Consider the following 25,991-nt stretch of genomic DNA (forward strand, 5'->3'; position numbering starts at 1 on the left):
GGATCACGGCCCGTCACGGTCGTTGGCGACCGCGAGTTCGAGGACGAAACTCGAGGACGAGACGATGTCGCCGATGCCGACCGTCCCAGCGGGATCCTCGACGACACGGTTGGGGCAGGCGGCGACCGTCGGGGTCGAGAGGACGCCGTCTTCGGCCGTCTCGTCGAGGTGGTCCGCGAGGAGTTCGATTGCCTCGCGTCCCTTCGTGGAGGGCTCGTACTCCAGTCCCGTCTCGAGGTCCTCGTGGCCCGTGATGTCGCCCAGCGCGGCCTTCGTCGCGGCGTTGACGGCGGAAAACTCCAGCCCGCGCGCGACCGCATCTGGACGGGGGTACGAGTCCATCACGGCGAGGTGGTACTCCATCGCGTGGAGCTGGACGCAGCCGACGCCGAGTTCGTCCCGGATCGCCTCGAGCATGCGGTAGTGACCGAGGATTTCGTCGCGCTCGAACGGCGTCTCTTCGGTCGGTTCCTCGTCGACCACCTCGAGGTCGGCGTCGTCGTAAAGGAGAGTAAGTTCGTGCGTGTCCGCGCCGACGACGTCGGCCTCGGGGAGAATCCACTCGTACATACTCGCTCGTAAGTCGTCGTCGTGGGTCACGGCGTACTCGATGTGAACCGGCAACTCGTTCTCGCTCCCGGATTTGAGTCGTCGAATCACGTCGCGAGCGTGGCGGTGGGCCTGCTCGTAGCCCTCCTCGACGTGCTCGGGTGTGAGATTGTGATAGCCAGCGAGCAGTGCTCCGTCGACGGCCGCGCCGACCTGATCGACGTGTTCGTCGAGATCACCGGCGACGAGGTTGAACTCCGGCGGCCGTGAGGCCGCGATGAACCGGGTGTCTTCGATCGCCCGGACGTCGAAGAGTTCGTCGTCGACGCGGAACTCGAACACCCAGTTGATCTTCGTCCGGTCCGTGTTGACCGCCTCGCGAAGCGCCAGGAACGTGACCTCGCCGTCCACGACCGTCGGGTACTCAACCGCATCGGCGTGGTCGAACATCGAGAGCTGTCTGTCCGAAATCAGGTACGTGTACGTCACCGGCGACGCCCCCAGCGCGGAGACGAGGTTCGTCATAATTCCCGTCTGACCACCCATCTGCTGGCTGTCGGGCTCCAGTTCCGACTCGAGGGTCGCGGAAAACTCGTCCGTCATCGCAACCTCGTCGCCCCGTCCGGCCGCCATCGTATGCGTAATCGCCGTCGCGAGGTCGCCTTTCGAATCCAGCGGACTCGGCGGGTGGCGCTTTCCGGGTTCTGTGGGTCGTTCGAGGAACGGCTCGAGATCCTCGCCGACCCGGACGATCGCGTCCACGTTCGCGTTGTACGCGATAAATACTGACAATCCCTCGAGCGCTCGGATATCGGACGCTAACTGGGCGTGATCGGCCACCATGTGCGGGGTGGTCCCACCGCCACTGAGTTAATATTGTGCGTCGCCAGACGACGGCGTCGCGATTCGACGTCGTGGGTCGTCGTCTCGCGATCGGAACTCCGGCGGTTCGGAGCGGGTTCCGGCGCTCGGCTCGAGCGCCATCCACCCCGTCGATCAGCCCCTGCCGACTTATTACCGTGCGTGTGGTCGCCACGACAGATCGATGGAAGCCAGCACGTTCATCCGATGGGTAGCAGACGTCAGTAGCGACGATACGGGTGCCGTCGGTGGAAAGAGCGCGAACCTCGGCGAGCTCGCCGACCTCGACGTGCCCGTGTTACCCGGATTCACGACGACGGCGGACGCGTACGATTACTACGTCGAACGGACCGGTATCGGCGAGGAAATCGAGTCGGAACTCGCCGGAGTCGACGCCGACGACGTCGCCGATCTGCAACAGCGCGGCGAGCGAGTTCGATCCCTGATTTCGGACGCGGCGATGCCCGCGGAACTCGAGTCCGCGATCGTCGAGCAGTACGAGGAACTGGGGGACCGACTCGAGATCGACGACCCCGAGGTCGCCGTCAGGAGTTCCGCGACCGCCGAGGACCTGCCGGATGCCTCCTTTGCGGGCCAACAGGAGACGTTCCTCAACGTCTCGGGGACGACGGAACTGCTCGAGTCGATCAAACACTGCTTCGCGTCCCTGTTTACCGATCGCGCGATCGTCTACCGCGAGAACAACGACTTCGATCACCTCGAGGTGAAACTCGCCTGTACCGTCCAGAAGATGGGGCGGGCGGACCTGGCGTCCTCGGGAGTGCTGTTCACCCTCGATCCCGACACCGGCTTCGACGAGGTCGTCGTCGTCGAGGCGGCCTACGGATTCGGCGAACCCGTCGTCCAGGGCGTGGTCGATCCCGATAGGTACGTCGTCTTCAAGCCGACGAACGGCATCGTCGAGAAGGAACTCGGCGGGAAGACCCAGCGCATGGTTCGGCGAAACGGCGGCACGAAACTCGAGTCCGTCCCAGAGGACGAACGGGGCGAGTTCGCCCTCCCGGACGACCGAATCCGGGAACTCGCGACGTACGCGACGCGCATCGAAGACCACTTCGGCGTTCCACAGGACATCGAGTGGCTCGTCGACGGCGACCTCGAGGAGCTGTTCGTCGTCCAGGCCCGGCCGGAGACGGTCCACGGAGCGGCCGAGGGGAACGTCCTCCGAACGTACAGCCTCGAAGAATCCGACGAGGAGATTCTCGACGGGATCGCGATCGGCAACGCCGTGGCGAGTGGCCGGGTCCGCGTCCTCGAAGACTACCGCGAGATGGACCGCGTCGAGGACGGCGAGGTCCTCGTCACGGAGATGACCGACCCGGACTGGGTTCCCGTGATGAAGCGGGCCAGCGCCATCGTGACCGATCGGGGCGGGAAGACGTCCCACGCGGCGATCGTCTCGCGGGAACTCGGTATACCGGCGATCGTCCGCACCGGTGGCGCGACCCAGACGCTGTCGAACGGCGACTCCGTAACGGTCGACTGCTCGACCGACGTCGGCCGCGTCTACGAGGGAGAACTCGAGTACGAGGTCCGCGAGGAGGAGGTGGACGACCTCCCCGAAACCGACACCGCGGTCAAACTAATCCTCGGCGATCCCGCGAGGGCGTTCGCGCTCGCGGACCTCCCCGTCGACGGCGTCGGACTGGCACGGGAGGAGTTCATCGTGACCTCCCACGTCGGATTTCACCCGCTGGAACTGCTCGAGCGCGGCGAGGAGGAGCGCTTCGTCGACGCGTTACGGACCGGTATCGCGAAGATCGGCGCCGCGTTCTACCCCGACGACGTCCGCTTTCGGCTCAGCGACTTCAAAACCGACGAGTACCGCAACCTCGAGGGCGGCTGGAAGTACGAGCCGGAGGAGGCGAATCCGATGATCGGCTGGCGCGGCGCCGCCCGGTACTACGACGAGGAGTTTCGCGATGCGTTCCGACTGGAGTGTGAAGCCCTCCGGCGCGTCCGGGAGGACGTCGGTCTGGACAACGTCACCGTGATGGTGCCGTTCTGTCGGACGCCCGAGGAGGGTGAACGCGTCCTCGAGCTGATGGACGAGTACGGTCTTCCACCCGACGAGATGGACGTCTACGTGATGGCGGAACTGCCCTCGAACATCGTGCTCGCGGATCGGTTTGCCGAACTGTTCGACGGCTTCTCGATCGGATCGAACGATCTCACCCAGTTGACACTGGGCGTCGACCGCAACTCGGAACAACTCGCGCCGCTGTTCGACGAGACGGACGAATCGGTCACGCGATCGATCTCCTCGCTGATCGAGGAGGCCCACCGCCACGACCGGCCGGTCGGAATCTGTGGCGACGCGCCGTCGACGATCCCGGAGTACGTCGATTTCCTGCTCGAGGCCGATATCGACTCGATCTCGGTATCGCCGGACGTTGCCGTCGAGACGTTGCTCACTGTGGCCGAACTCGAACACGCGTGAGAAGAACTGTCGTAGATGGCACCTGAGAACCGGTTTCGAATCCGATTTCGGTCGGTTCGTCGGTGAGTTCACTTCTGCTCGGACGGTTCGTCCGCGAGCAGGTGTCGGACGGCGGTGGCAGCGTCTTCGAACGCGTTCAGATCCATACTGTCGGTCGTCAGGATCGATCCAACGTCGCCCTCCAGTACCCTGATGACGAATCCATCCGTATGGAACCGGACAGTGAACTCGTACGGTCCGATTCCCGTTCCGTCTTCGTGATGAGTGATCGTCGTCCTGACCGGTACCTCCGCAAATCCGACCCGCTCGAGTTCCACCAGTCGCTCTTTGGCCGTCCTGGCCGCGTCCGTCGAGTCGTAGAGGTCCTGGCGAAGGTAGAGGACGTCGAACGCCGACGGTGTAAAGTACACCACACTTCGGAGTGTGTCACCGAGGCTCGTGCGTGCGGCGCTCACGAGACCGGCCCCCAGGTCGTCACTGATCGTTTTGCTGTTTGTTTCCGTATTCATCGACGACCTTGAGGTGTTATACCGTATCAAGGGTTTCGCCTACAGTTACACGAATCTGTTGTCCTTCTATCATTTGACACCATGCGATTGATGTGCCTAACTGGGATGTTTGATACGGTTTACTGTCAGTCAGTTCCGGCGCAACCGCGACCCGGGTGGCGGTTGGCCGGTACGTCGGTACAGTAGTCCGTATGAGCGACGACGACCACTCCCGTCACGTACCCGATCCGATGAAAGCGTTATACCTGGCGTCGTGGAAGGGAGCGGCCAGGGACGCGTATGAGCACGGATCGACACGCGGTCCACGTACGTCGGGACAGCGACAACCGGGACGAATGCGGTTTGTCGGGGGTGATCTGAACCGATGAGGGCCGTCGTCCTCGCCGGTGGATACGCCACGCGGCTGTGGCCGATCACGAGACACCGCCCGAAGATGTTTCTCCCGCTCGGGGAGACCACCGTCATTGACCGTATTTACGCGGAACTCGAGACGGAGGATCGTATCGACGAGGTATACGTCAGTACGAACGAACGGTTCGCCCACGACTTCGAGGCGCATCTGACCGACAGCGGCTACGAGAAACCGCGGCTCTCGGTCGAAGAAACTCACGCCGAGGACGAGAAACTCGGCGTCGTCGGCGCGCTCGCCCAGCTCGTCGAACGCGAGGACGTCGACGACGACCTGCTGGTGATCGCCGGCGACAACGTCTTCGACTTCGCGATCGGGGACTTCCTCGAGTACGACGAGCAGAACGCGGGACCGACGATCGCCGCCTACGACGTCGGTTCGCCGGAGCGAGCGACTGCCTACGGCGTCGTCGATCTCGAGGACGACCGCGTCGTCGACTTTCAGGAAAAGCCGGACGATCCACCGGGGACTCGCGTCTCGATCGGTTGCTACGCGTTTCCGTCGGAGGCCCTCGGCTTGCTCCCGACGTACCTCGAGGACGGCAACGACCCCGACGAACCCGGCTGGTTCGTCCAGTGGCTCCAGTCGCGGGAGTCGACGTACGCGTACACGTTCGAGGGCGACTGGTTCGATATCGGCACTCGAGAGAGTTATCTCGACGCCGTCGCCTGGTCCCTCGACGGCGAGTCACGGGTCGACGATACCGCGTCGCTCGAGAACGCGACGGTCGGCGACGACGCGCACGTGATGGCGGATGCGACGCTCGTCGATACCGAGGTCGAGCGAGCGGTGATCTTTCCGGACGTGCAACTGGAGGGGGCGACCGTCCAGCGGTCGATCGTCGACGAGGGAGCGAGACTCGGCGACGTCGACCTGCACGACGCGATGATCGGTGCCTACACGCGGATTCCGGGCGGCTCGATCGAGTGATTTCGCGGCCCGCGGCCGCCGTTACGGAGTCTCGGTGCTGACCGGGACGCAAAACACCGGCACGTCGGCCTGTCGAACGACGTTCTCGGTGACGCTCCCGAGAAACCACTGTCCGATACCGGTACGGCCGTGCGTTCCCATCACGATCAGGTCGACCTCGCGCTTGGCCGCGGTCGTGAGGACGACGTCAGTCGGCGAACCGGTCGCGAGCGCACCGGAGACGCTGACGCCGGCGTCGCCTGCCCGCTGTCGAACCGAATCCAGCGCATCCTCACCGCGGTGCTCGAGCGCGGAGAGGAGGTCGGCCGGCTCACCGACTCCGAGGCGACTCGAGTCGACGGAGTACACCGTATGAATCGTCGACCCGAGTCGCCTCGCTAGTTCGATCCCCCAGTCGGTCGCGATCGCCGCGCCGTCGCTCCCGTCCGTCGGCAGGAGGAACTCGTCGAAGGCGACCTCGTCGATCTCGGTCGCGTCGGCGTTCGGCGGGACTGCGAGGACGGGCGTTCGAGCCGTTCGGAGGACGTTCTCGGTGACGCTCCCGAGGAGTACTCTGTCCAGTCCCGACCGGCCTTTCGTTCCCATGGCGATGACGTCGATCCCGCGTCGAGTGGCGTACTCCCGAATCGACTGAAACGGCGTCCCGCGCGTGACGGTGGTCGTGACCTCGAGATCCGCGTCGTGGGAGCGTGCCATGCTCGCGACGGCTTCCACTGCGTCTTCTGCCTCGGCCTCGAGCGACGCGTACACCGACTCCGGCGCGTCGATACTCTCGTCTACGTCACTGCGGACGGCGACGACCGAGAGAACGTGTACGTCCGCGTCAGTCCGCGACGCGAGGGCGAGCGCGTGTTTCGCTCCCTCGAGGGCCCCATCACTGCCGTCGGTCGGTATCAGTATCGAGTCGATGAGCCGGCTCATGGCTGTTACAGCCGGAGTTCACCGCCACCATGGATAATTATGTGGGGCCACAGCGGGGGATTCCCGGCGACGTTTCGACCCGACTCATCGCTGGTCGGAGTGTCGTTCCGCGACGATCACGTCCAGCAACTCCACGAGCTGGCGAGGTAAGAGGAAGCGCTCGCGAACGTGCTCGCGGGCGTTTTCGCCGAACTGCGCCCGACGTGCGTCGTCACGGAGCAGGTCGACGACCCGATCGCCGGCGCCCGTCGCATCGTCCGGGTCGACGAGGTAGCCGGTCTCTCCGTCGACGATCTGTAGCGGAATGCCGCCGACGTTCGATCCGACGACCGGCGTTCGCTTCCAGAGCGCTTCCGAGACGACCAGCCCGAACCCCTCGCGAAGCGACTTCTGGACGACGACGTCCGACTCGCGTTGGATGACGTTCACCCCGGTATCCGGAAGATCGGTCAGCACGTGAACGTCCGGATCGGCGGCCGCCTCCTCGGCGACCTGTTCGTACAACTCCAGGCCCTCCGGATCGTCGCCAGCCATCCCGCCGACCAGCGCGAGCTGGAGGTCCGCCACGGTTTCGCTGGCGTGACGGTACGCCTCGAGCGTGCCGAACTGGTCCTTCCACGGATCGAACCGTGAGATCTGGGCAACGATCGGGTGCTCGAACGAGAGTGGGTCCAGCCGGTCGCACTCGGTTGCTACCGTCTCTTGGTCGAGCGACCGGTTTTTCTCCGCGACGGGATCGATCGACGGGTAGATGATACTCGTTTCCGGAACCGCCGTTTCGCCGACGTAGCCCGATCGGCTGAAGATCGCGTGGTCGACCCGCGCCGTGTACTCGGAGACGAACGAGAGGTACTCGGGGTTCGGATCGGTGAGATCGATGTGACAGCGCCAGACGACCGCGGTCTCCGGCATCGTCTCCTCGAGGTGATCGAGCATGCCAAGCGGCTGTGGGTCGTGGATCACGACGAGGTCGTACTCGCCCTCGTCCTCGAGTCCGTGCGCGTTCTCTTCGGTGACGGCCCGATAGGTTGCTTTCATCTCCTCGGTCAGTGGCGGGCCGCTCCCCTGGAGCGCGTTGTGCATCGCCTTGGTCACCTCGAAGAAGTCGTCGGTGGCGTCCATGACCAGCCAGTCGGTATCGATCCCGAGGTCGGCACAGACCGGAACGATCGACCGGAGGAGTTCGGCGACTCCGCCACCGGTCGCAGTCGAGTTGACGTGAAGGATGCGGCTACCGGAGAGCGTATCGGCGAGTGCTCGCAGCCGCTCGAGACGATCCTGCCCCGCCACGTCGGCGTACGCGTCGATCGTCCGATCCGGGAGTGATGGCGCGTGCATCGTCTACCCGTCGTACGACGACCCGAGGTATCAGTTGTGGGGGCACCGGTTGGCTGTGGGTTCGAGTTCCAAACCAGATCATATATTCGGCGTCACCGCCGAATCACAGCTGTGTCCGGACGTTCGCGGAAACTCGCCACGCTTGCGATACTCGCTCTCGTCGTGATCGGCGGTATCGCGCCGTTCGTCGCCGACACAGAATCGGCGACGCCGGAGCCGGTCCCGTTCGACGAGACGGTGACCGTCGGCCTCACGCTCGAGTCCGAACGCCAACTCGACGAGGATGTCACACTCCCCGAGGTGCAGGTGTTTTACTCCCAGTACGAGTACGTCGTCGGCTACTACGGCGTCGAGACGTTCCGCGGAGAGCGAGAACAGGAGGGTCACGACCGACAGTTCGGCTATCCACTCACAGTGTACGTCACCGATTACGGCAGCGTCGATTTCGACCTGGACGACGACGGCTATCCCGTCACCGATCGATCGCCGGCGTGGACCGACGCCGACGGTGCGTGGTACGTCGTCGACAGCGACGCTCGGTCCCCTTCGGGACCGACGGTGGTGTCGTTCGCCGACCGCGAGGACGCGGAATCGTTCGCGGCCGCCCACGGCGGGTCCGTTCGATCGTGGGACGGCGTCCTCGCCGAACCGTTCGAGCGCGACGACGCGGCGACCGTCAGAGACCACGTCGGTGAACGCCAGCAGAACGCCGACGCGACCGTCGAAGCGGCGACGATCCACGACGAACGCCCCGTGTCGGTCGTCGTCGGCGAGGACGTCGAGACCGTCCAGGCGGGGATCGACGAAGCGCCCGCGAACACGACCGTGTTCGTTCCTGACGGCACCTACGAGGAGCGCCTCGAGATCGATCGGCCGATCACCCTCGCCGGCGACGGCGCGGCGACGATCGTCGGCCCGGAGAACGGTTCGGTCGTCACCGTCACCGCAGCCGACGTCGGCATCCGATCGCTCGAGATCACGGGCGTCGGGCCGATGACCGCCGGTGCGGAGACGGTTCCGGGTGAGGAAGGAGGCGAGTGGGACGACGAGTTCCAGACTCACTACACCGGGGCCGACGCGGCGATTTCGGCCCACGTCGCCGACGGCATCTCGGTCGCAAACGTCACCGTCGAGACGCCGTCGAACGGCGTTATTCTCCGGGAGAGTCCCGACGCCGTTGTCAGGAACGTGACCGTTCAGGGTAACGACGACTGGGCGGACGGGTTCGCCGGCGTGATGGCGTTTCGCTCACCCGGCGTGATCGAGGAGTCGACGATCCTCGACGGCCGGGATTCGATCTACCTGTACCGATCGGAAGGCATCGCCGTCCGAAACAACACGATCGATGGAAGTCTTCTGGGGACCCACATAATGCACAACGACGGGGCGCTCATCGCGAACAACGAGTTTCGCAACGTCGAAAACACGGGAATCTACATCATGACTGGTCCCGAGCGAAACGCGGTCGTCGGCAACGAGGTTCGTGACTCCGACGTCGGCGCGTACATCGGTGGGTCCGACTCCTACGTGGCGGAGAACGTCTTCGAGGCGAACGAAGTCGGCCTTCGAATGGAGGCGTCGTCGACCATATACGAGTCTAACGTCTTCGCGGGCAACGGCGTCGGAGCACGCGACGGAGCGATGCTCCCGACGAACCGCGTCGTCGCGAACGACTTCGTCGGGAACGACGCCCACGCGACCGCCGGCGTCGGCCCGCTTCGCATCTGGACTCACGACGGGATCGGCAACTACTGGCAGGGTGGGACGACCCCTGCGGACGGATTCCCACCCGACAGAGCGTATACGCCGACGGACACCGTCGACGCCCAGTTGCACACCACCGACGGCGCCGCCACACTCGCTCGAGCGCCGGCGCTCGACGCACTCGCCGGACTCGAGGCGTCGATCCCCGGTATGCAGACCGGAAGCATTACCGACCTCAGCCCGGCGTGTGAGCCACAGAACCCGGACCGACTGGCACAGACCGAGTGGGCCGACGAGGCACGGACGTGTCACGGAACGAGCGCTATCGAATCATGACAGAGCACAACCACCGCGAATCGGCCGGAACGGCGGGTGAAGCGACCACAGCGGTCGGTGAACCGAGACTCGAGGCGACGGATATCGACTTCTCCTACGGCGACGTCGCCGTGTTGGGAGGCGTTTCCGCGTCGATCGACGCGGCGTCGGTGACGGCGCTAATCGGCCCGAACGGCTCCGGAAAGACGACGCTGTTACGGACACTCGCGGGGTTACACGATCCGACCGGCGGTGAGATCGTCTATCGTGGGCCGCCGGCCGCCCGCCGGGTCGGTTACCTCCCCCAACGGCCCGCGTTCCGGCCGGGGTTTACCGTCCTCGAGACGCTCACCTTCTACGCGTCGCTCGTCGGCGGGGATCGAGCGGACGCGAGCGCACGACTCGAGCGCGTGGGACTCGCCGACGCGGATGACCGCCAGGTCGACGCGCTCTCCGGTGGGATGACTCGGCTCGTCGGGATCGCACAGGCGACGATCGGTGACCCGCCGGTCGTCGTCCTCGACGAGCCGGCGTCGGGGCTCGATCCCGGAATGAGCAAGCGCGTCTTCGAGATCGCGTCCGAACTCGCCGAGACCGGAACCGCCGTCGTATTGAGCTCGCACGATCTCGAACTCGTCGACAGTGAAGCGGATCGGATCCTCCTGCTCGACGGCGGGGAGATCGTCGAGCGCGGCAGTCCCGACTCGGTTCGGGACCGACTCGACGTCGCGTCGCTTCGAGGCGCATACGAGGCGTCGATCGAAGGCGATCTGCGACGCGTTCGGGTACAGAGCCAGGGTGAGACGTCGTGACCGAGAACGAACCGTCCCCAGGGGAGACCACCCCGGACGCGGGGACGACGGGAACTGATCGATCGACGCCGGCCGATCAGACGGTCGACTCGGACTCGAGCCGACGCGTTCGTCGGGTGATGGGCCGCGAACTTCGGACGGTGGCCCGCACGCGTACGTTCGCGGCACTCGGCGTTGCGTTCGCGGCAATTCTGATTGCGACCGCGTGGGTCGGCGGTGGGGTCAGAGCCGGATTCGTCCCGGCGGTCGTCGACCTCCTCACGCCCCTCGAGTTGCTCGTCCCGGTCGTCACCGTCGCGTTCGGCTACCGGGCGATCGTCGGCGACAGGGAACGAGGCGAACTCGACGTCCTAACGACGTATCCGGTTACGGCGCGCGAACTCGTCCTGGGGATCTACGCCGGACGTGCCGTCGGCGTCCTGGTGGTCGTCGTCGTCCCCCTGCTCCTCGTCGGCGCCGCCGGATTCGTCGTGCAGACGGACCCGACCGGCCGGTACGCCTCCCACGTTGGCGCCGACTCGCCGATCCTGTTCGCCCGCTTCGTCGTGCTGACGGCGCTGTTCGCACTCGTCGTCCTCGCCGTCGTGCTGGCGATGTCGGCGCTGGTTGATGGAGCACGAAGCGCACTCGCGCTGGCGCTCGGCGGGCTCGTCGTCCTGTTGGTCGGACTCGATCTGGCGATCGCGTACGGATTCGCGTCGAACTACGTGGGTGATGGATCACTCGTCTATACGCTAGCGATCAGTCCGCTCAGCGCCTACCGGGGGCTCGTCTTCGAAACGGTCGTCCTGACGGCCGCCGGCACCGGGCCTCAGGCGGCGTCGCCGATAGCCAGCCTGTTCGGACTCGTCGTCTGGGCCGTCGTCTCGCTTCTCGTCGCGGTGAAAACGCTGTAGTCGGTTCGACGATTCCGAGTTGATCACATAAGCGACATAACGAGCTCGCGATCGACGTCGCCGTGTTCGTACGCACCACCGCCGTGTTCGGCTTCGAACGCCTCGGCGTCGTCGGCTTCGGAGAAGCCGATCATCGACGCTCCCATCGCCCCCTGGACCTCGCTGTCGACGATCAACGTCAGCGTCGTCACCTCACCGAACGCGTCCGCCTCAACGTGACTGGAGATCTCCGGCTCGTCGCCGCCGGTGTCGATCTCGTAGTCGACCGTCGAGTAATCGGTCAGATACGTCACCGTCGGCTCGTGATCGTCGTGCTCGAACGTAAACGCGTACGTACAGAGCGAACTGCAAAACTGCGCCGGACGATCGTCGCCGCCGCCGAGAACCGCCTCCGGATCGTCGTAGAACGACTGACCGACGGGACCGGGATGATCGACGATCGGCATCGTACAGTTGTCACAGATCGCACTCGAGTCGATCGTGATCGGATCGGGGGCTTCGGGTGCCGAATCCCCCTCGAGACAGCCGGCGAAGGCACCGAGTCCAGCGACGCCGACGCTGGCCAGTACTGCTCGCCGGTGGTACTCCCCACCCATCCGTCCACTCACACCACGTTCGCTCATGCTCGATCTTCGAAATCGACCGGTAAGACTCGTCTGGTTCGATCGCTGAAAGCGACTGATACGGTTTACTGTAAGTCATTTTCGGCGCAACCGCGACCCAGGTGGCGGTTGCGCCGGTAAATCGTTACAGTAATCCGTATGACCGTCCGAGAGCGACATCACGACGGTTTCGAGGACGACGAGACTCGACGGTTCTAGTCAGCACCCGCGAGGGTCGTGTCCGCGGCGGCGCGCTGACTACGCCAGTACCCCTGGAGGTAGGCGCCGACGAACATACCGGCGATCGCCCAGAGGATCGTGACGTTGCCGACGCCGAGGCTGGCGTAGGCCGCGCCGGGACAGATCCCCGAGAGCCCCCAGCCAACGCCGAAGATCGCACCGCCGATCAGGACGTTGCGGTCGAACGACTTCAACCGTCGCCCGTAAGTGTCACCGGTCAGCGGCGCACGATCGAGCAGTCGTGGAACGAGCGCGAACGCGATGCCGGTGACGACTGCCGCACCGCCCATGACGAACAACAGCCCGAAGTCCTGGAACTGCAGGAAGTTCAGGACGACTTCGGGGCGAGCCATGTGGCTGAACCCGAGGCCGAACCCGAAGATCAGACCGCCGACGAAGATCAGCGGCATGAACAGGGGGGCACGATTTCCGTTCATCGTTATGGACTCACCCCCAACGCCATCACGACCTGGGCCGTTCCGATCGCGACGATCAGGAACGTGATCACGCCCACGATCGACGTCTTCGACGCCGAGCCGACGCCACAGACGCCGTGGCCCGACGTACAGCCTTTCCCGATCCGGGTGCCGATTCCGACGAGGATCCCACCGAGGAACAGCCGCCACGGCTGGACGTCCGTCAACCAGAGCGTGAACCCGCCGAAATCGTACAACTGGCCGGTCGTCCCCGATTCGTAGAGGCCACTCGAGATCAGCCCGGACTGGAAGGTAAGCGCGTAGACGAACGCGCCGGCGACGATCCCGAGCGTGAACACGACCCGCCAGTCGCGCGAACCGACGTAACGCTGGAATCGCGACTGATCCGAGACGTACGAAAGCGTCGACTCGAGGAACGTACTCGCCCCTGCGGGAATTCCCGTGCCGAGATAGATGACGACGGCACCGAGGCCGACGAGTAATCCCCCGACCGCGTAGCGGCTGATCCCCGCCGGAAAGAGGGCTTCGTACAGCGCGGGCGCGAAGAGTTCAGTGACCATTCGGTTGCTGAATGTGGTTAGTCACCGGCCAGGGACTCCTGGCTGGCGGCGCAGTTGTTCGGGCCGAGTTCGAGTTCGAATGCCTCCTCGTCGTCGGTCTCCTGCTGGCCGAGATTCGTCGGGATGATCTCCTCGTAGTTGGCCGGGCGCGGCGGCATATCCGAGAGGAGGAGCTCGACGAAGTCGTCTTCGTCCATCGTCAGGGCGTCCATCTCCGCCTCGAGCTGGCCGATCGGTGCGGTGTAGGTGCCGTCCTCGGCAGGTTCGGCGGCGTCGCTTGCGTGTGCGCCGCCGATCAGCGTGTCTTCGGGCAGGGTGAGCACGCGTTCCTGGAGCGACTCGTAGAGCTGGCTCGCCGCCTCGGGCGCGCCGTCGTCACCCTCCTCTAGGTCGGGGCGGGCAACGCTCTCGACGAACAGCCCGTCGCCGGTCGCAAGGAGCGAACCGTCGATCAGGTACGAGGTCATTCCGGAGGTGTGACCGGGCGTGTAGACGGTCTCGATCGTCGCCGACCCGACCTGGAACTCGTCGCCGTCCGCGGCCAGGGTCATCTCGTCGGCGTAGGTCACGCCGCGATCGACGGACGCCTCGGGGATGACGCCCTCGACGCCTTCCTCGACGAGGGTCCGAACGCCCGAGATGTGGTCCGCGTGGATGTGCGTGTCGATGGCGTATTTCAGATCGACACCTCGTTCGTCGACGTCCTCGAGGTATCGGTCCGTGAACGCGCGGAGCGGGTCGATCACGGCCGCCTCGTCCCCGTCGACGACGAGGTAGCCGAGACAGCCACTCGAGGGACGCTGGTACTGATAGAGCGTCCCACTGCCGTCGTAGCGTTCGACCTCGACGCGCTCGTAGATACGTGCCCAGCCGTTCATTCCCTCCTCGACGTGGTTGACGTCGTAGCCACGCTCGGCGAGCGAACCGGCGACGAACTCGCTGGCACCGCCTTTCGCACAGAGAACCGTCACTTCGCGGTCGTTCGGCACCGCTGCCAGAACGTCGTCGTCGATCTCGTCCTCGAGAAAGTGGAAGTACGGAGCGTTGATCGAATCGACGTTCTCGCCGTCGATCCGCCACTCCTCGTAGTCCGACTCCATCCTCGCGTCGAGCAGCGTGACGTCCTCCCCTGCGTCGATACGTGCTTTCAACCCGTCCGGCGTCACCGATTCGATCTCGACCGCCGGCGTTGGAAAGTCCATTTCGTCCATGTTGTACACTGCCCAGTACTGGCTACGGGCACTTAAGGATTTGTATAGTATTTCCCACACACCACAATACTCATGGCGCGACGAGATAAGGAAAAACCGGTTTGGACTAGGCTGGATGTCTGAATCTATTCCAATTGATCCCCTCTGGCGGCCATCGGATGTTTGAGTACAGTGCAATAATCGACACGCTTTTATGGGTGGCACCGATATTGTGTGATAGCTCCAATACAGAGCATAGAGATCGATCATGAGTTCAGAATACGATACCACGGAAACGCTCGACGTGAAAGGACAGTCCTGCCCGATTCCCATCGTCAAAACCAAACAGGCCATCGACGACCTCGAAGCCGGCGACGTGCTCGAGGTTGTGGCGACCGACTCGGGCAGTATGAGTGACATCCAGGGCTGGGCCGATGGGACCAGCGGCGTCGAACTCCTCGATCAGGTCGAGGGAGACGACCGCTACACCCACTACGTCGAGAAGACGGCATAACATGAGCACGGACAGACAAGCGACACCAGCGGACGAGGCCGAGGACGAACCGGAACCCGAAGCCGAGATCGACCCCGAGGAGTTACGGGCACTGCGCGAACGCGTCGACGAACTCGAGGAGTCCGTCGCCGAGAGCGACGCGGAAGACGGCGCCAAGAAGATGACGATCATCGCCACCCAGGGGACGTTCGACATGGCCTACCCGCCGTTGATCCTCGCGAGTACCGCGGCCGCTTTCGACTGGGACGTCGTCGTCTTCCACACGTTCTGGGGACTCGACATCCTCCACGAGGAGAACTCGAAGAACCTCAAACTGAGCGCCGTCGGCAACCCGAATATGCCGGTTCCGAACGCCGTTGCCGCGATTCCCGGCATGGATCGGATGGCCACGCGCATGATGGAAAAACGGATCGACGAGAACGGAACCGCCACCATCGAGGAGTTGATCGAACTCTCACTCGAGAGCGGCGTCGATCTCCAGGCGTGCCAGATGACCATCGAGTTGATGGACTACGACGAGGACGACTTCTACGACGGCGTCACCACGGGCGTCGGCGCGGCGACCGCAGTACAGCACATGGCCGAATCCGACGTTCAACTGCTGATATAGTCCATGGATTCGCTCGCTCGAAACCGAGTCTGCGCGTCGTCGAACAGGTCGCCGACGCGGAGGGTGTCCTTCCCGATTCCCTCGAGGCGCCGCTCAACGACCTGGTCGATCCGACTTCGTCAGACCGGGTGTTCGAATCGACCGCTACCGCCGGCTCGACGCGGCGTGGGTGCATAGCGTTCAACTGTTGGGGGTACGACGTGACGGTTTCGTCCGATGGAACCACCGACGTGAGCTAACTCCGATACGTAACGCGGTCGTCTTACCGTTCACTCGAGGGAGGATCACCGGCGGAGCTCATACTTCCCCAGATATGTCCATTATCTGATTAATCACGGTCCTACACCAGTGGATAATTACATTCGTTGAGACTCTTTTGGCTATCTCGTAAGTCGTCGAGCACGACGGATTTCTACTTCGATCCGATTCGCTCGGTTATTCCAACTAGATTATAGATATCGGACTTTAACAACTCAGTGATTTGTTTGCCCTCATCAGTAACGTCGGGTGGTTTAGTCGATATAGACAACTCACACGAGTGTTTCCTGAGCTATAAGTGGATTTACTACCAGCCTACGTACTATGATCGAACGACAAAACGGTGCCACGGTCGCGTACAATTTTGGCAAGAGGATGGCCCGTACGTTTAGTCAAACAATCCATATCGCAGATAGGCAGTCGGAGATGGTGGTCTAATGGCCAACTTGACGACGCTTCGAACACCCCATATCGAGCCACTATGCACGTAGACGAAGGGACACTGCCTCCGGAGACCCACATCGGACGGACTGCACTCACGGTGTCGGTGCTTACGGAGATGACCGACTTCTATCGGGACGCCGTCGGACTTTCCGTGCTCAGCCACGACGACACGACAGCCGTTCTCGGTGTCGAGGGAACTCCGTTGCTCGTCCTAGAGCACGACCCGGGCGCTCCTACTCGACACCGGTCGGGAACCGGGCTCTTTCACAACGCGTTCAGGGTCCCGTCGCGTGCGGCGTTGGGTGATGCGTTAGCTCGCGTTCGCGAACACTGGCAACTCGGGGGCGCATCCGACCATGGCGTCAGTGAGGCGCTGTACCTGGCCGATCCGGAAGGGAACGGCATCGAGATTTACCGCGACTACCCGCGTGAGGACTGGCCTCGCGACGACGGCCGCATTCGAATGGTGACCAATCACCTGAATCTGGTGTCGGTGGACGCTGCTGGCGCCGGCGCCTCGAGTGTTCCTGCTGGAACGGACGTGGGGCACGTCCACCTCGAGGTGTCCTCGCTTGCGGCATTCAGCGACTTCTACGTGGAAACCGTCGGGTTCGACGTACAAACGGAGATACCGGCCGCGCTCTTCGTCGCTGCTGGTGGGTATCACCATCACATCGCGGCGAACACGTGGAACCATCGGTCCAATCCAGTCGAATCCAGAGGCCTCTCTTGGTTCGAAGTAGTGCTTCCCAACAGAGACGCACTCGAGATGATTCGTGAGCGAACCGCGGACAGTCAGTATTCGGTGACTGAAACAGATGAGGAGTTCGCCGTCACAGGTCCGGACGAGATCGAGGTTCGGTTTCGAGCCTGAACGTCGTTTCTCTCTCCCTGTCAGCGGTGGACCCGTACGATGGGATGGAGTGTACGCCCACAACGGTTTGTCCGTCGAGATACGCACGGCGTACATTCACCGGTCGTTCCGGCTGGATCGGCGGTGACGAAGGAGATGCCATCGCGTCCGTACTTGTACTCCAACATCCCGCCGGCATCTTGCCCTGGCAACGCCTCGAGCGCCAGGGCATCGAGGTTCGCGTCGTCGTCACCGACGGCGCTCGGATCGATCACGATCGGTTCGTCGAAGCCGTTTCCGGCGTCGACCCGGTCTGTTTCAGCGCGGTGACGTGGTCCCCGGAACGTCGCTTCCCGTGGCCGAACTGGTCGACGTCGCTCATGACACCGGTGACTCGCCCTCGTCGATGACTCGGCCGCCACCGTCCACCGCCCGATAGCCGACGGAATCGTCGTTCGACCGTTACCCTCGCCGAACGCCATACGAGCGTCCGTCCACGCGGTAAACACTGCTGGCGACGTCGACCGACTGCTATAGTAGCCACTGAGCGTCATTGCAACCCGCTCACGATAGTCGGCCCGGAGACCGGTCCGTTTATTCGGTCTCCGGAAGCTGTCTGTGAGCGGTGTGTTACCCGTTTCAGTTGTTACGATAGAGGTCCTGGAAAGCGAGTGGGAGGTCGTGGTCGCGGCGTCCGCGCCAGCGCATTCGCTCTCGGAGGAGAGGGTGTCGCAATCGCTTGCCCCACAGTATTGTACAGTGTGTCCAAAACCTTTAAACATCGTCGGTACGTACGATTGCGTGATGACAACCGAGACCCACACCGGATCGACCGACGCAAGGATCGACGCCCCGCTCCCCGTCGAGGGCGCGGACCACCTCGACACGATCGTCGGCGAGTACGACGTCGTGCTCGTGGACTTCTTCGCGACGTGGTGTGGACCGTGTCAGATGCTCGAGCCCGTCCTCGAGACGCTGGCGGACGAGACGGACGCCGTCGTCGCGAAGGTCGACGTCGACGACCACCAGCAACTCGCCGGTGCCTACGGCGTCCGGGGCGTCCCGACGCTCGTCCTCTTCGCAGGTGGCGAACAGGTCGAACAGCACACCGGCGCGTTGCCAGCGGAGCAACTCCGCGACCTGATCGAGGGATACACCGAATGAACGAGGCCACAACCGACTCCGTCTCCGAAGTCGTGATCGTCGGCTCCGGTGTTGCGGGACTCTCGGCGGCGGTCTACGCCGCACGAGCCGACCTCGAGCCGATCGTCCTCGAGGGACCGGAACCGGGTGGCCAGCTAACGCTGACGACCGACGTCGAGAACTTTCTGGGCTTTCCCGACGGCGTCGGCGGCATGGAACTGATCCAGCGCGGAAAGGAACAGGCCGAACGCTTCGGCGCCGAGTTCGTACACGCTACCGTCGAGGAGGCGACGCTCGGAGATCGGCCGTTCGAACTCGATCTGTCGAACGGCACCACCCTGCGAACGCGTGCGCTGATCGTCGCGACCGGCGCGAGCGCGCGTTGGGTCGGCGCCGACGGCGAGGACGAGATGATGGGCTACGGTGTCTCGACGTGTGCAACCTGTGACGGCGCGTTCCACCGGGGCAACGACGTCCTCGTGATCGGCGGCGGCGACTCCGCGATGGAAGAGGCGCTCTTCCTCGCGAAGTTCGCCGACAAGGTCACGATGGTCCATCGCCGAGACGAGCTACGCGCCTCCGAAGTGATGGCCGAGCGAGCGCGGGACCACGACGCGATCACGTTCCGCTGGAACACCGAACTCGTCGAAATCCACGGCTCGCAAGCGGAGGGAGTCACCGGTGCGACGCTGGTCTCTCACCCCGACGGCCATCCGACGGAACGCGACGGACCCGCGGTCTCCCGCGAGACGGTCGACGCCGGCGGCATCTTCTACGCTGTCGGCCACGTCCCCAACACCGACTTCCTCGTAGACGCATCGATCGAATTAACAGACAGCGGCCACCTCCTCACCAGCGAGGGACTGACGACCGAGACGACAGTCGAGGGCGTCTTCGGGGCCGGCGACGTGATTGATCCCGACTACCGGCAGGCGATCACGTCCGCAGGCACCGGGAGCATGGCCGCCCTCGACGCGGAAGCGTGGCTCGAACAACAGGCCGTTCGCGAAACCCCAGCAGTCGCCGAAGCGACGGCCGACGACTGATACGGGTTACTGTACCGATTTACCGGCACGACCGCCGTCCGTGTCGCGGCGGCACTGACGGACGCCAGACCGGACGAGGGAACCGACAGCAGTTCGAATCAGCCCTCGAACACGTAGTTGTCTGCCATCTCGGCGGGAGTGATCACCTCCACGTCGCCTGCTGACGCGCGCTCGTTGAGGGCGGAAGCCGCCTCTTCGACGCTAGTCAGTGCATCGCCCTCCTCGAGTTGATAGAAGGCGAGTGACGTGATTCCGCCCCACTCGGCCGTCCAGTCGATTAGGTCGGCCGCTTCCTCGGGGTCGGGGTCGGCGACGAGCGAACAGAGGTGCGGGTTCCCTGCGTACCCTTGCGATTGCGTCTGTCCTGCGAACGCAAGATCGAAGTGCTCCTGTACGAGTTCGTAGGAGTCGGCCGTATACTCCGAACCGGGGAAGGCGAAAAAACGCGCACCGTCCTCGTAGCCGTTTTCCGTGAGCCAGTCGACCGAGTCAGAAAGATTCGATTCTAGCTCCGACGCATCGACACCTCCGAGATGAACGCCGCGGGCGGACTGACTGGCGATCGTCCAGCCGGCGTCGTCGAGCTCTTCGACCTGATCGTACAGGAGACGATCTCCCGCGACCGCGGCATCGGGACGGAGCCGATTCGTTGGGACGAACGCGGTTGCCGGGAGATCGTACTCCTCGAGAACCGGGAATGCGTCCGTATAGTGCGTTTCGTAGCCACCGTGGAACTGGAGCATCACCTTCCCCGAGTCGGGAGTGGGAACGAAGTGGAAGTCGTCGACCCACAACTGACTGTCAGTGTCCTCGCTAAACCAACAGATGACCTGAAGAACGATGATCTCGCTCGGATCGGGATCTCCATGAATACGTGTGATCCCGAAGTTCTTACGAACGAGTGGCATCTCAGGCATCACCTGCTGGCTGTACTCGATGTAGTCCCCGTCTTCGTCCTGAAGCTGGACTCGCACGATCCCATTGTTGTCGGCGGTCATCGCGAGTCCAGGCGCGACGTCGCGGACGTCTATCGGTTCGTCGAGCGAGCGCCGAATCCGGACCTGGCCGTCGTCCTCACGCGGTCTGAGAAGGGCCGACTGCGAGCCATCGTATGCTCGGTCCGTATCGGCCTCCAGCGAGCCGATGTCTTGAAATGCCATCCACTCCTCGAGGTGTTCGAAGTCGTCGAAGGTCCCGACCAGCCCCGGAGTCGGTTCCTCCTCGTCGTCCGCTTCGTCCTCTTCAACGTCGTCTTCTTCCGTGTCGGTAGCCTCGCTCTCGTCGTCGTCGTCGTCACGATCACCGTTGCCCTCAGGGTCGTCGTCAGTCGCCTCGTCGCCCACACATCCCGCGATGGAGAGTCCAGCTATCGTTGCAGTCGTCGTCGTAAGGTACGTTCGCCGTCTCATCTCTGTGGTACGAAACGCTTCTGCTGATACGAATTGTTATGAGCAAAATATCTCTCGTGTCCGTCTCTGTCACCGAAGATTATTATCGGTAACCGGAATGAACAGAGCCAACTGTCTACTCAGACTCAACAGCTTCGATCTGTGAATTCCTGCCACGTAGTACGAACGGTTGTACCGCCACACAGTAGGAGATCGATATATCGGAACCGATACTATAGTAGCACTTCCGTCATTACACACCTGACCGCCAGACGGATCGCCGATCAGTACGGATTCGTTGCAGTGGTTTCCGTAGCGGTCGGTCGACAGTGCGAAGCGACGATAGCGAGTAACTCTCGAGGAGTTCACCGGAGTGGGTGTACAACCGTAACGACGTCGACAATTATGCCCCGATCGAACAGTTTCGATGCGGTCTGGTGTACATTGACGTTTCTCGAGCGTGCTCTCGCGTACGGCGACATCGTCGCAATTAGTTTTCGCCTGATGGCAAATTCCAGTAGGAGACGTGTGGATCGTAGACACTCGCCCCCTCCTGGTCATGCTCACTGTGCAGTTCGATCGCCGGCGTTACAAGCCACGTTCGATGGCACGGCTGGATATTCTACGCCGCGTAATCCATCCCTTCAAGTAGGTTTATCAACATAGGTTACGTATGGCGAAACAGGTCGTCACCCGCACCATCACTGCTTCCATCAGGAATCAGCAACAGGTGCAAGACGACCTCGACGCCCTCGGGTTCGCCGCGTCGAAGCTCTGGAACGTTGGACGGTGGACAATCAGTCGTATCTGGGATGAAATCGACCACATCCCTGAACACGACGAACTCACCGCCTACCTCAAGAGCCACAAACGCTACGATGACCTGCATTCTCAGTCAAGTCAGCGAGTCCTTCAAGAACTCGCTGAGGCGTTCAACGGCTGGTACGGTAAACGACGCAACGGAGATACGAGAGCGAACCCGCCCGGCTACCGCAAACACGGCGACGAACATCCACGAAGCACAGTAACGTTCAAGAACAAAGGCTTCAAACTCGACACCCAGTACAACCGCGTCCGACTCTCCAAAGGCTCAAACCTCAAGGAATACTGGTCGGACTTCATCCTTTGCGAGTACCAGACCCGCCCCGATATTGACCTCTCCACGGTGGATAACGTTCAACAAGTCAGGGGTGTTTGGACAGGGGATGAATGGGAGCTGCACTTCGTCTGCAAAGTCGAAATCGAAGTGGCCGAGTCACCCGGTGAGAAGACCGTAGGGGTTGACCTCGGAATCAACAACTTCGCGGCACTCGCCTACGAGGACGGTCACAGCGAACTATACCCGTTGAATTGCTTGAAGCAGGACGACTACTACTTCAGCAAGCGAATCGCTCGCTGTGACGACTCAGACTCCGAGCAGGCCACACGATTGAACCAGAAGAAGTCTCGACGGCGAACCCACTACTTCCACACGCTCTCAAAGCACATCGTTCAACGGTGTGTTGAGGAGGGTGTTGGAACGATTGTAGTGGGAGACCTCTCTGGAATCCGCGAGGACGAAGAGGACGGCGAGTCGAAAAACTGGGGCAAACACGGTAATTTGGACTTGCACTCGTGGGCGTTCGACCGGTTCACCGACCTCCTTGAATACAAGGCCGAGATGGAAGGAATCGCGGTTGAGGATGTATCCGAGCGGGGTACGTCGAAGTCGTGTTCGTGTTGTGGTCGGGAACGCAAGGCGAACCGTGTTGAACGTGGATTGTACGTGTGTGATGAGTGCGGTTTGGTGGTGAACGCTGATGTGAACGGTGCTGAGAACATTCGGCAGAAAGTATCTCCGAGTCCCGCCACGGATGGCGGTGATAGGAGTAACGGCTGGTTGGCACAGCCATCGACGTTCCTGTTTGACAAGGAAATTGGTGCGTATGCACCTCAAGAACAGGTCACGTCGTAAACCACAATATCCCAAGTGGGAATCCTCGCCCTTCTGGGCGGGGAGGATGTCAAGTGAACGCACTCGCGACCAAAAGCGGGAACACGAGCGTGGCTTCGGCTTCGATTTGCGTGTAGTTCGTCCGCCGTTCTTTGATCTTGCCCCACGACACCGCTTCGTTGGGTGGTGCACCCGAGAGCGACCCATCTCCTTCCATCCCCGTCGAGATGTAGACGACGTAGTCGGCGCCACCCCGGAACAGGTTCGTCATAATCGCGTGGTGTTTCGGCACCCCGCCGCCGACGGCGATCAGTCCCGTCGTATCCGCGAGCAACCCGTCCTCGATGAGCGAGTCGTAGTCGTCTAAGATCTCGATACCGACCGCCGAGTCGTACCCCTGCCGGTAATAATAGAGGAAGTTCCCGACCTCCGCGTCCGTCAGCGCCGGACAGTAGACGGGAACGTCGTTGTCCGCGGCCTGTTTCAGGACGGAATCCTCGTCGTCGAGGGTCTCCCCGAGTTCCCGAGCGAACGCCGTCGGCGTCCGCAACTTTTCTTCCGCAAAGAAGTCCTCGAAGAAGTCGTAGAGGTACTCCTCGAGCCACACGTATCGGTCGGACGGAACAAAGATGTTCCCGAGACGGTTGATTCCGTGGTCGCGAAGCGTCGCCTCGTCGGCGTCCCACTCGCCCATCTTGAACGGCTTTGCGGTCTTGATGACGTCTTCGGTCAACGAACCCGACGTCGTGATGAGTACGTCTACGTACCCTTCCCGAACCAAGTACGCAACCACTTCGCGTAGCCCCGAGGAGACGATGTTCGAGGTGAACGTGAGGTAAACCGTCGCGTCGTCTTCTTGCATTCGTTCGGCGATATCGACGGCCTCGGCGAGTTGCGTCGCCTGGAACCCCGTCGTCTCGTAGGACGCCATGAGGTCCTGGAAGTCGAACTCGCCGCGGAAATCGTATCCGCGGACGTCCGCCGTGGAGAGTTCGTCGTCGCTCCCCGGAAGGACGTGTTCGCGAGAGTCGTCGTCGGTCATACGCGCTCGTTGTGCGACGACTGATTTGAATGCCTCGTCTCGAGACGAGTGGACGCGCCGAGACGATCGCGGCTATCCGATCGTCGCTCTCGTATAGACGAGCAGGAGAATGCCAACCGCGATCACGATCGTTATCCATGCGAAGAAGATCACTGTTGCTTGACGGCCTGTAAGCTGGTCACCGCTAAGCACTTCGTCGAGCGCCATAGTCGATACTAGCAAGCAACCCGAGATAAAGCGTTTGGTCTCCGCCGCGATCACGACTCGTCCGACCTGATTTCTTCGAGATTCTCGAGGAGTTCGCCGATCGAACTGCCCTCGTCGAACGTCATCTCCCCCCGGTACTCGGTCGGCTGGTCCTCCGAGTCCGACTCGAACTCCGAGATCGTTCGTTCACGACGCTCGTACTCACGCTGGTCATAGTTACCCATTCCCATGTGAATTGGATACGTTGTCGAGAGTCGTAATCAAGATATCGGTCACTGGGAGAGCAACGATACAGACTCCGTGGCGGTAGATTCTACTTGCAAACATAAAAGTCCAATATGGTCGGATTCATCGGCCTCGACCGGATTCGTCCGATGGTGTATTACAGGTGTATGATTGTAATCATAGGGCGACTATGTTCGGTCTATTTCGCAGGGTACAGCGTTGGACCGGACGCCGAACACGGCGTCTATAAGCCGTCGATAATATAAAGATCCACGTATTCCGGATTCAAATAACGGGTACTGGAGGCAAGTCCGCTACGCAATCGAGAGTACCGGCTCACCTCCGGCGCTATCCGGAGAGTGACGGACGTATTCCACCCATACGACCGTAGGGCGTTACCGAAACTCCTCGAGATACGAGTCCTGGATCTCTTCCTCGAGGTCGTCGACGGACTCTGCGAGGATGGCGGGCAGTTCGGTGGTGTACCGGTCGTCCGTAAACCGATACTTCGGTCCGATGATCGCGATCGCCCCAAGTACGCGCCCGCCAGGTCCCCTGACGCATCGCCCGACTTCTCTGAGACCGTCGACGTACTCTTCGTCCGCGAACGCGACACCTCGTTCGCGAACCTGCTCGAGTTCCCGGAGGAGGTCGTCTCGATCCGTTATCGTCTGGGCTGTCTGTCTGGGAAGCCCCCAATCGTCGAGGATCGCTTCGACGCGGTCGTCGGGGAGTGAGGCGAGAATCGCTTTGCCGGTCGCGACGCAGTGGAGGTAGTAGTAGATTCCCGCGGAACTTTGGGCGGTCGAGATATGACGTTCCTTGGACGGAAAGTGGCTGTCCGGGTGGAAGGATTCGTAGACCAGGATGCCACGGTTATCGTTCTCGACGACGAATTCTACCTCCTCGTCGATCTCGTCCGACAGTTCCGTTACGGTCTGTTTCGCGAGCGTGTACGCCGTCTTCCGTGAACGTGCGTACTCACCGTGGTTGAGAAATCGCAATCCAACGTGATAGACCGCACCCTCCTTCGTGAGGTACCCCTCCTCGAGGAGGGTCCGGAGGTGAAGGTGGATCGTACTTCGTGATATCTCCAGTTCACCGGTCAACTCCTCGAGTGTTGCACCGTCTAACGTCTGGATCGTATCGATCACGTCCAGCGATCGTTTCGTCGTTTTCGCCGTCAGTCTAGTCATAGCTGTTCGTATCGGATCGGACAGTATAAACGTTCGCTACAGTGGGACTTTTATATAGGTCTAACGCTCGTCACTCCCTATCCGGAACCGACGATCACCGAAGATGTTCTTCGAGGATGCGATATCGGTACGATCCGCCGTAGCCTCTCGACCACTTCTCGAGATACGGTCGACTCTCACAGAAGAGTCCGAACAGTTCCAGTGAGAATCGGTCGTCGATGTCGTCTTCGACACCCTCGTACAGCACTCTCGATTTGATGTAGGGGCCTCTCGTCGGATGATTCAGGTACGTCGTTTGCAGGTACTCACACACGACGTCGTCCGCGTGCGAAATATCGAACGACTGTAATCGAGCGGGGAGTTCGTTCATGATAGCGAAGAGTCTCCGGTGGGCACAG

At 62.3% G+C, this 25,991-nt stretch carries 27 protein-coding genes; 13 read left to right on the top strand and 14 right to left on the bottom strand.

The annotated features are described in order from the left end of the window. Nucleotides 1-3 precede the first annotated feature (3 nt). Complete coding sequence (locus AB7C87_RS18085; protein WP_369730904.1) at nucleotides 4-1,392, bottom strand: ADP-dependent glucokinase/phosphofructokinase; 1,389 nt, start codon at nucleotides 1,390-1,392, stop codon at nucleotides 4-6. 202 nt (nucleotides 1,393-1,594) lie between these two features. Here AB7C87_RS18085 and ppsA point away from each other — a divergent pair, with 202 nt between their 5' ends. Beyond that, nucleotides 1,595-3,871 carry a pyruvate, water dikinase gene (gene ppsA / locus AB7C87_RS18090; RefSeq protein WP_369730905.1) on the top strand — a complete coding sequence of 759 codons (2,277 nt, stop codon included), beginning with the start codon at nucleotides 1,595-1,597 and terminating at the stop codon, nucleotides 3,869-3,871. Between the two features lie 68 nt (nucleotides 3,872-3,939). Here ppsA and AB7C87_RS18095 read toward each other — a convergent pair whose 3' ends face one another. Then, on the bottom strand, nucleotides 3,940-4,380 hold the full coding sequence (locus AB7C87_RS18095) for a DUF7522 family protein (protein ID WP_369730906.1): 441 nt from the start codon (nucleotides 4,378-4,380) through the stop codon (nucleotides 3,940-3,942). A gap of 364 nt (nucleotides 4,381-4,744) precedes the next feature. On the opposite strand from AB7C87_RS18095, the gene AB7C87_RS18100 reads away from it, so the two are divergent. Beyond that, on the top strand, nucleotides 4,745-5,719 hold the full coding sequence (locus tag AB7C87_RS18100; protein ID WP_369730907.1) for a nucleotidyltransferase family protein: 975 nt from the start codon (nucleotides 4,745-4,747) through the stop codon (nucleotides 5,717-5,719). Between the two features lie 21 nt (nucleotides 5,720-5,740). Here the strand turns inward: AB7C87_RS18100 and AB7C87_RS18105 are convergent, their stop codons facing one another. Then, nucleotides 5,741-6,640, bottom strand: a complete 900-nt coding sequence (locus AB7C87_RS18105; RefSeq protein ID WP_369730908.1) for a universal stress protein — start codon at nucleotides 6,638-6,640, stop codon at nucleotides 5,741-5,743. Between the two features lie 84 nt (nucleotides 6,641-6,724). Continuing rightward, nucleotides 6,725-7,978 (bottom strand): glycosyltransferase, encoded by a 1,254-nt coding sequence (locus tag AB7C87_RS18110; protein ID WP_369730909.1) that lies wholly within the window; start codon nucleotides 7,976-7,978, stop codon nucleotides 6,725-6,727. A gap of 111 nt (nucleotides 7,979-8,089) precedes the next feature. Here AB7C87_RS18110 and AB7C87_RS18115 point away from each other — a divergent pair, with 111 nt between their 5' ends. The 3 genes from AB7C87_RS18115 to AB7C87_RS18125 are packed head-to-tail and all read left to right on the top strand — an operon-like array spanning nucleotide 8,090 to nucleotide 11,705. Then, a complete protein-coding gene (locus tag AB7C87_RS18115; protein ID WP_369730910.1) occupies nucleotides 8,090-10,018 on the top strand; it encodes a NosD domain-containing protein in 1,929 nt (642 codons plus the stop codon). Continuing rightward, complete coding sequence (locus AB7C87_RS18120) at nucleotides 10,015-10,809, top strand: ABC transporter ATP-binding protein (protein ID WP_369730911.1); 795 nt, start codon at nucleotides 10,015-10,017, stop codon at nucleotides 10,807-10,809. The genes AB7C87_RS18115 and AB7C87_RS18120 overlap by 4 nt, the downstream gene beginning before the upstream one ends. Next, nucleotides 10,806-11,705: an ABC transporter permease gene (locus AB7C87_RS18125; protein ID WP_369730912.1), complete on the top strand. Its 900-nt coding sequence runs from the start codon at nucleotides 10,806-10,808 to the stop codon at nucleotides 11,703-11,705. Before AB7C87_RS18120 ends, AB7C87_RS18125 begins: the two co-directional genes overlap by 4 nt. 23 nt (nucleotides 11,706-11,728) lie before the next feature. Here AB7C87_RS18125 and AB7C87_RS18130 read toward each other — a convergent pair whose 3' ends face one another. The 4 genes from AB7C87_RS18130 to AB7C87_RS18145 form a co-directional block, all read right to left on the bottom strand. Next, nucleotides 11,729-12,328 carry a nitrous oxide reductase accessory protein NosL gene (locus AB7C87_RS18130; protein WP_369730913.1) on the bottom strand — a complete coding sequence of 200 codons (600 nt, stop codon included), beginning with the start codon at nucleotides 12,326-12,328 and terminating at the stop codon, nucleotides 11,729-11,731. 194 nt (nucleotides 12,329-12,522) lie between these two features. After that, nucleotides 12,523-12,984 carry a YeeE/YedE family protein gene (locus tag AB7C87_RS18135; protein WP_369730914.1) on the bottom strand — a complete coding sequence of 154 codons (462 nt, stop codon included), beginning with the start codon at nucleotides 12,982-12,984 and terminating at the stop codon, nucleotides 12,523-12,525. Between the two features lie 2 nt (nucleotides 12,985-12,986). Beyond that, nucleotides 12,987-13,544 carry a YeeE/YedE family protein gene (locus AB7C87_RS18140; protein WP_369730915.1) on the bottom strand — a complete coding sequence of 186 codons (558 nt, stop codon included), beginning with the start codon at nucleotides 13,542-13,544 and terminating at the stop codon, nucleotides 12,987-12,989. A 17-nt stretch (nucleotides 13,545-13,561) separates the two neighbouring features. After that, nucleotides 13,562-14,755 (bottom strand): MBL fold metallo-hydrolase, encoded by a 1,194-nt coding sequence (locus AB7C87_RS18145; RefSeq protein WP_369730916.1) that lies wholly within the window; start codon nucleotides 14,753-14,755, stop codon nucleotides 13,562-13,564. A gap of 247 nt (nucleotides 14,756-15,002) precedes the next feature. Between AB7C87_RS18145 and AB7C87_RS18150 the strand changes: the two genes are divergently transcribed. The 7 genes from AB7C87_RS18150 (at nucleotide 15,003) to AB7C87_RS18180 (ending at nucleotide 19,602) form a co-directional block, all read left to right on the top strand. Beyond that, on the top strand, nucleotides 15,003-15,248 hold the full coding sequence (locus tag AB7C87_RS18150) for a sulfurtransferase TusA family protein (protein WP_369730917.1): 246 nt from the start codon (nucleotides 15,003-15,005) through the stop codon (nucleotides 15,246-15,248). 1 nt (nucleotide 15,249) lies between these two features. Beyond that, on the top strand, nucleotides 15,250-15,858 hold the full coding sequence (locus tag AB7C87_RS18155) for a DsrE/DsrF/DrsH-like family protein (protein ID WP_369730918.1): 609 nt from the start codon (nucleotides 15,250-15,252) through the stop codon (nucleotides 15,856-15,858). Between the two features lie 29 nt (nucleotides 15,859-15,887). Then, nucleotides 15,888-16,097 (top strand): HalOD1 output domain-containing protein, encoded by a 210-nt coding sequence (locus AB7C87_RS18160; protein ID WP_369730966.1) that lies wholly within the window; start codon nucleotides 15,888-15,890, stop codon nucleotides 16,095-16,097. Between the two features lie 500 nt (nucleotides 16,098-16,597). Then, entirely contained in the window at nucleotides 16,598-17,434 is an 837-nt protein-coding gene (locus AB7C87_RS18165) for a VOC family protein (RefSeq protein WP_369730919.1), read from the top strand. Nucleotides 17,435-17,460: 26 nt separating this feature from the next. After that, nucleotides 17,461-17,823, top strand: coding sequence for a hypothetical protein (locus AB7C87_RS18170; RefSeq protein ID WP_369730920.1), 363 nt, complete (start codon nucleotides 17,461-17,463; stop codon nucleotides 17,821-17,823). Nucleotides 17,824-18,217: 394 nt separating this feature from the next. Next, a complete protein-coding gene (trxA, locus tag AB7C87_RS18175) occupies nucleotides 18,218-18,577 on the top strand; it encodes a thioredoxin (protein ID WP_369730921.1) in 360 nt (119 codons plus the stop codon). Then, the gene (locus AB7C87_RS18180) at nucleotides 18,574-19,602 is read left to right on the top strand and encodes an NAD(P)/FAD-dependent oxidoreductase (RefSeq protein WP_369730922.1); all 1,029 of its coding nucleotides are present in this window, start codon (nucleotides 18,574-18,576) and stop codon (nucleotides 19,600-19,602) included. The genes trxA and AB7C87_RS18180 overlap by 4 nt, the downstream gene beginning before the upstream one ends. A 98-nt stretch (nucleotides 19,603-19,700) precedes the next feature. On the opposite strand, the gene AB7C87_RS18185 is transcribed toward AB7C87_RS18180, so the two are convergent. Further along, nucleotides 19,701-21,011 (bottom strand): polysaccharide deacetylase family protein, encoded by a 1,311-nt coding sequence (locus tag AB7C87_RS18185; RefSeq protein WP_369730923.1) that lies wholly within the window; start codon nucleotides 21,009-21,011, stop codon nucleotides 19,701-19,703. A 652-nt stretch (nucleotides 21,012-21,663) separates the two neighbouring features. Between AB7C87_RS18185 and AB7C87_RS18190 the strand changes: the two genes are divergently transcribed. After that, on the top strand, nucleotides 21,664-22,944 hold the full coding sequence (locus AB7C87_RS18190; protein WP_369730924.1) for an RNA-guided endonuclease InsQ/TnpB family protein: 1,281 nt from the start codon (nucleotides 21,664-21,666) through the stop codon (nucleotides 22,942-22,944). A 49-nt stretch (nucleotides 22,945-22,993) separates the two neighbouring features. On the opposite strand, the gene AB7C87_RS18195 is transcribed toward AB7C87_RS18190, so the two are convergent. The 5 genes from AB7C87_RS18195 to AB7C87_RS18215 form a co-directional block, all read right to left on the bottom strand. Continuing rightward, the gene (locus AB7C87_RS18195) at nucleotides 22,994-23,965 is read right to left on the bottom strand and encodes a deoxyhypusine synthase (RefSeq protein WP_369730925.1); all 972 of its coding nucleotides are present in this window, start codon (nucleotides 23,963-23,965) and stop codon (nucleotides 22,994-22,996) included. A 72-nt stretch (nucleotides 23,966-24,037) separates the two neighbouring features. After that, nucleotides 24,038-24,172, bottom strand: coding sequence for a hypothetical protein (locus AB7C87_RS18200; protein WP_369730926.1), 135 nt, complete (start codon nucleotides 24,170-24,172; stop codon nucleotides 24,038-24,040). A 50-nt stretch (nucleotides 24,173-24,222) separates the two neighbouring features. After that, the gene (locus AB7C87_RS18205) at nucleotides 24,223-24,396 is read right to left on the bottom strand and encodes a DUF5786 family protein (RefSeq protein WP_369730927.1); all 174 of its coding nucleotides are present in this window, start codon (nucleotides 24,394-24,396) and stop codon (nucleotides 24,223-24,225) included. 396 nt (nucleotides 24,397-24,792) lie between these two features. Continuing rightward, a complete protein-coding gene (locus AB7C87_RS18210; protein WP_369730928.1) occupies nucleotides 24,793-25,593 on the bottom strand; it encodes an IclR family transcriptional regulator in 801 nt (266 codons plus the stop codon). A 94-nt stretch (nucleotides 25,594-25,687) separates the two neighbouring features. Next, nucleotides 25,688-25,963: a hypothetical protein gene (locus AB7C87_RS18215; RefSeq protein ID WP_369730929.1), complete on the bottom strand. Its 276-nt coding sequence runs from the start codon at nucleotides 25,961-25,963 to the stop codon at nucleotides 25,688-25,690. Nucleotides 25,964-25,991 lie beyond the last annotated feature (28 nt).

It is taken from the genome of Natrarchaeobius versutus (genome assembly GCF_041205745.1).
GTDB lineage: Archaea > Halobacteriota > Halobacteria > Halobacteriales > Natrialbaceae > Natrarchaeobius > Natrarchaeobius versutus.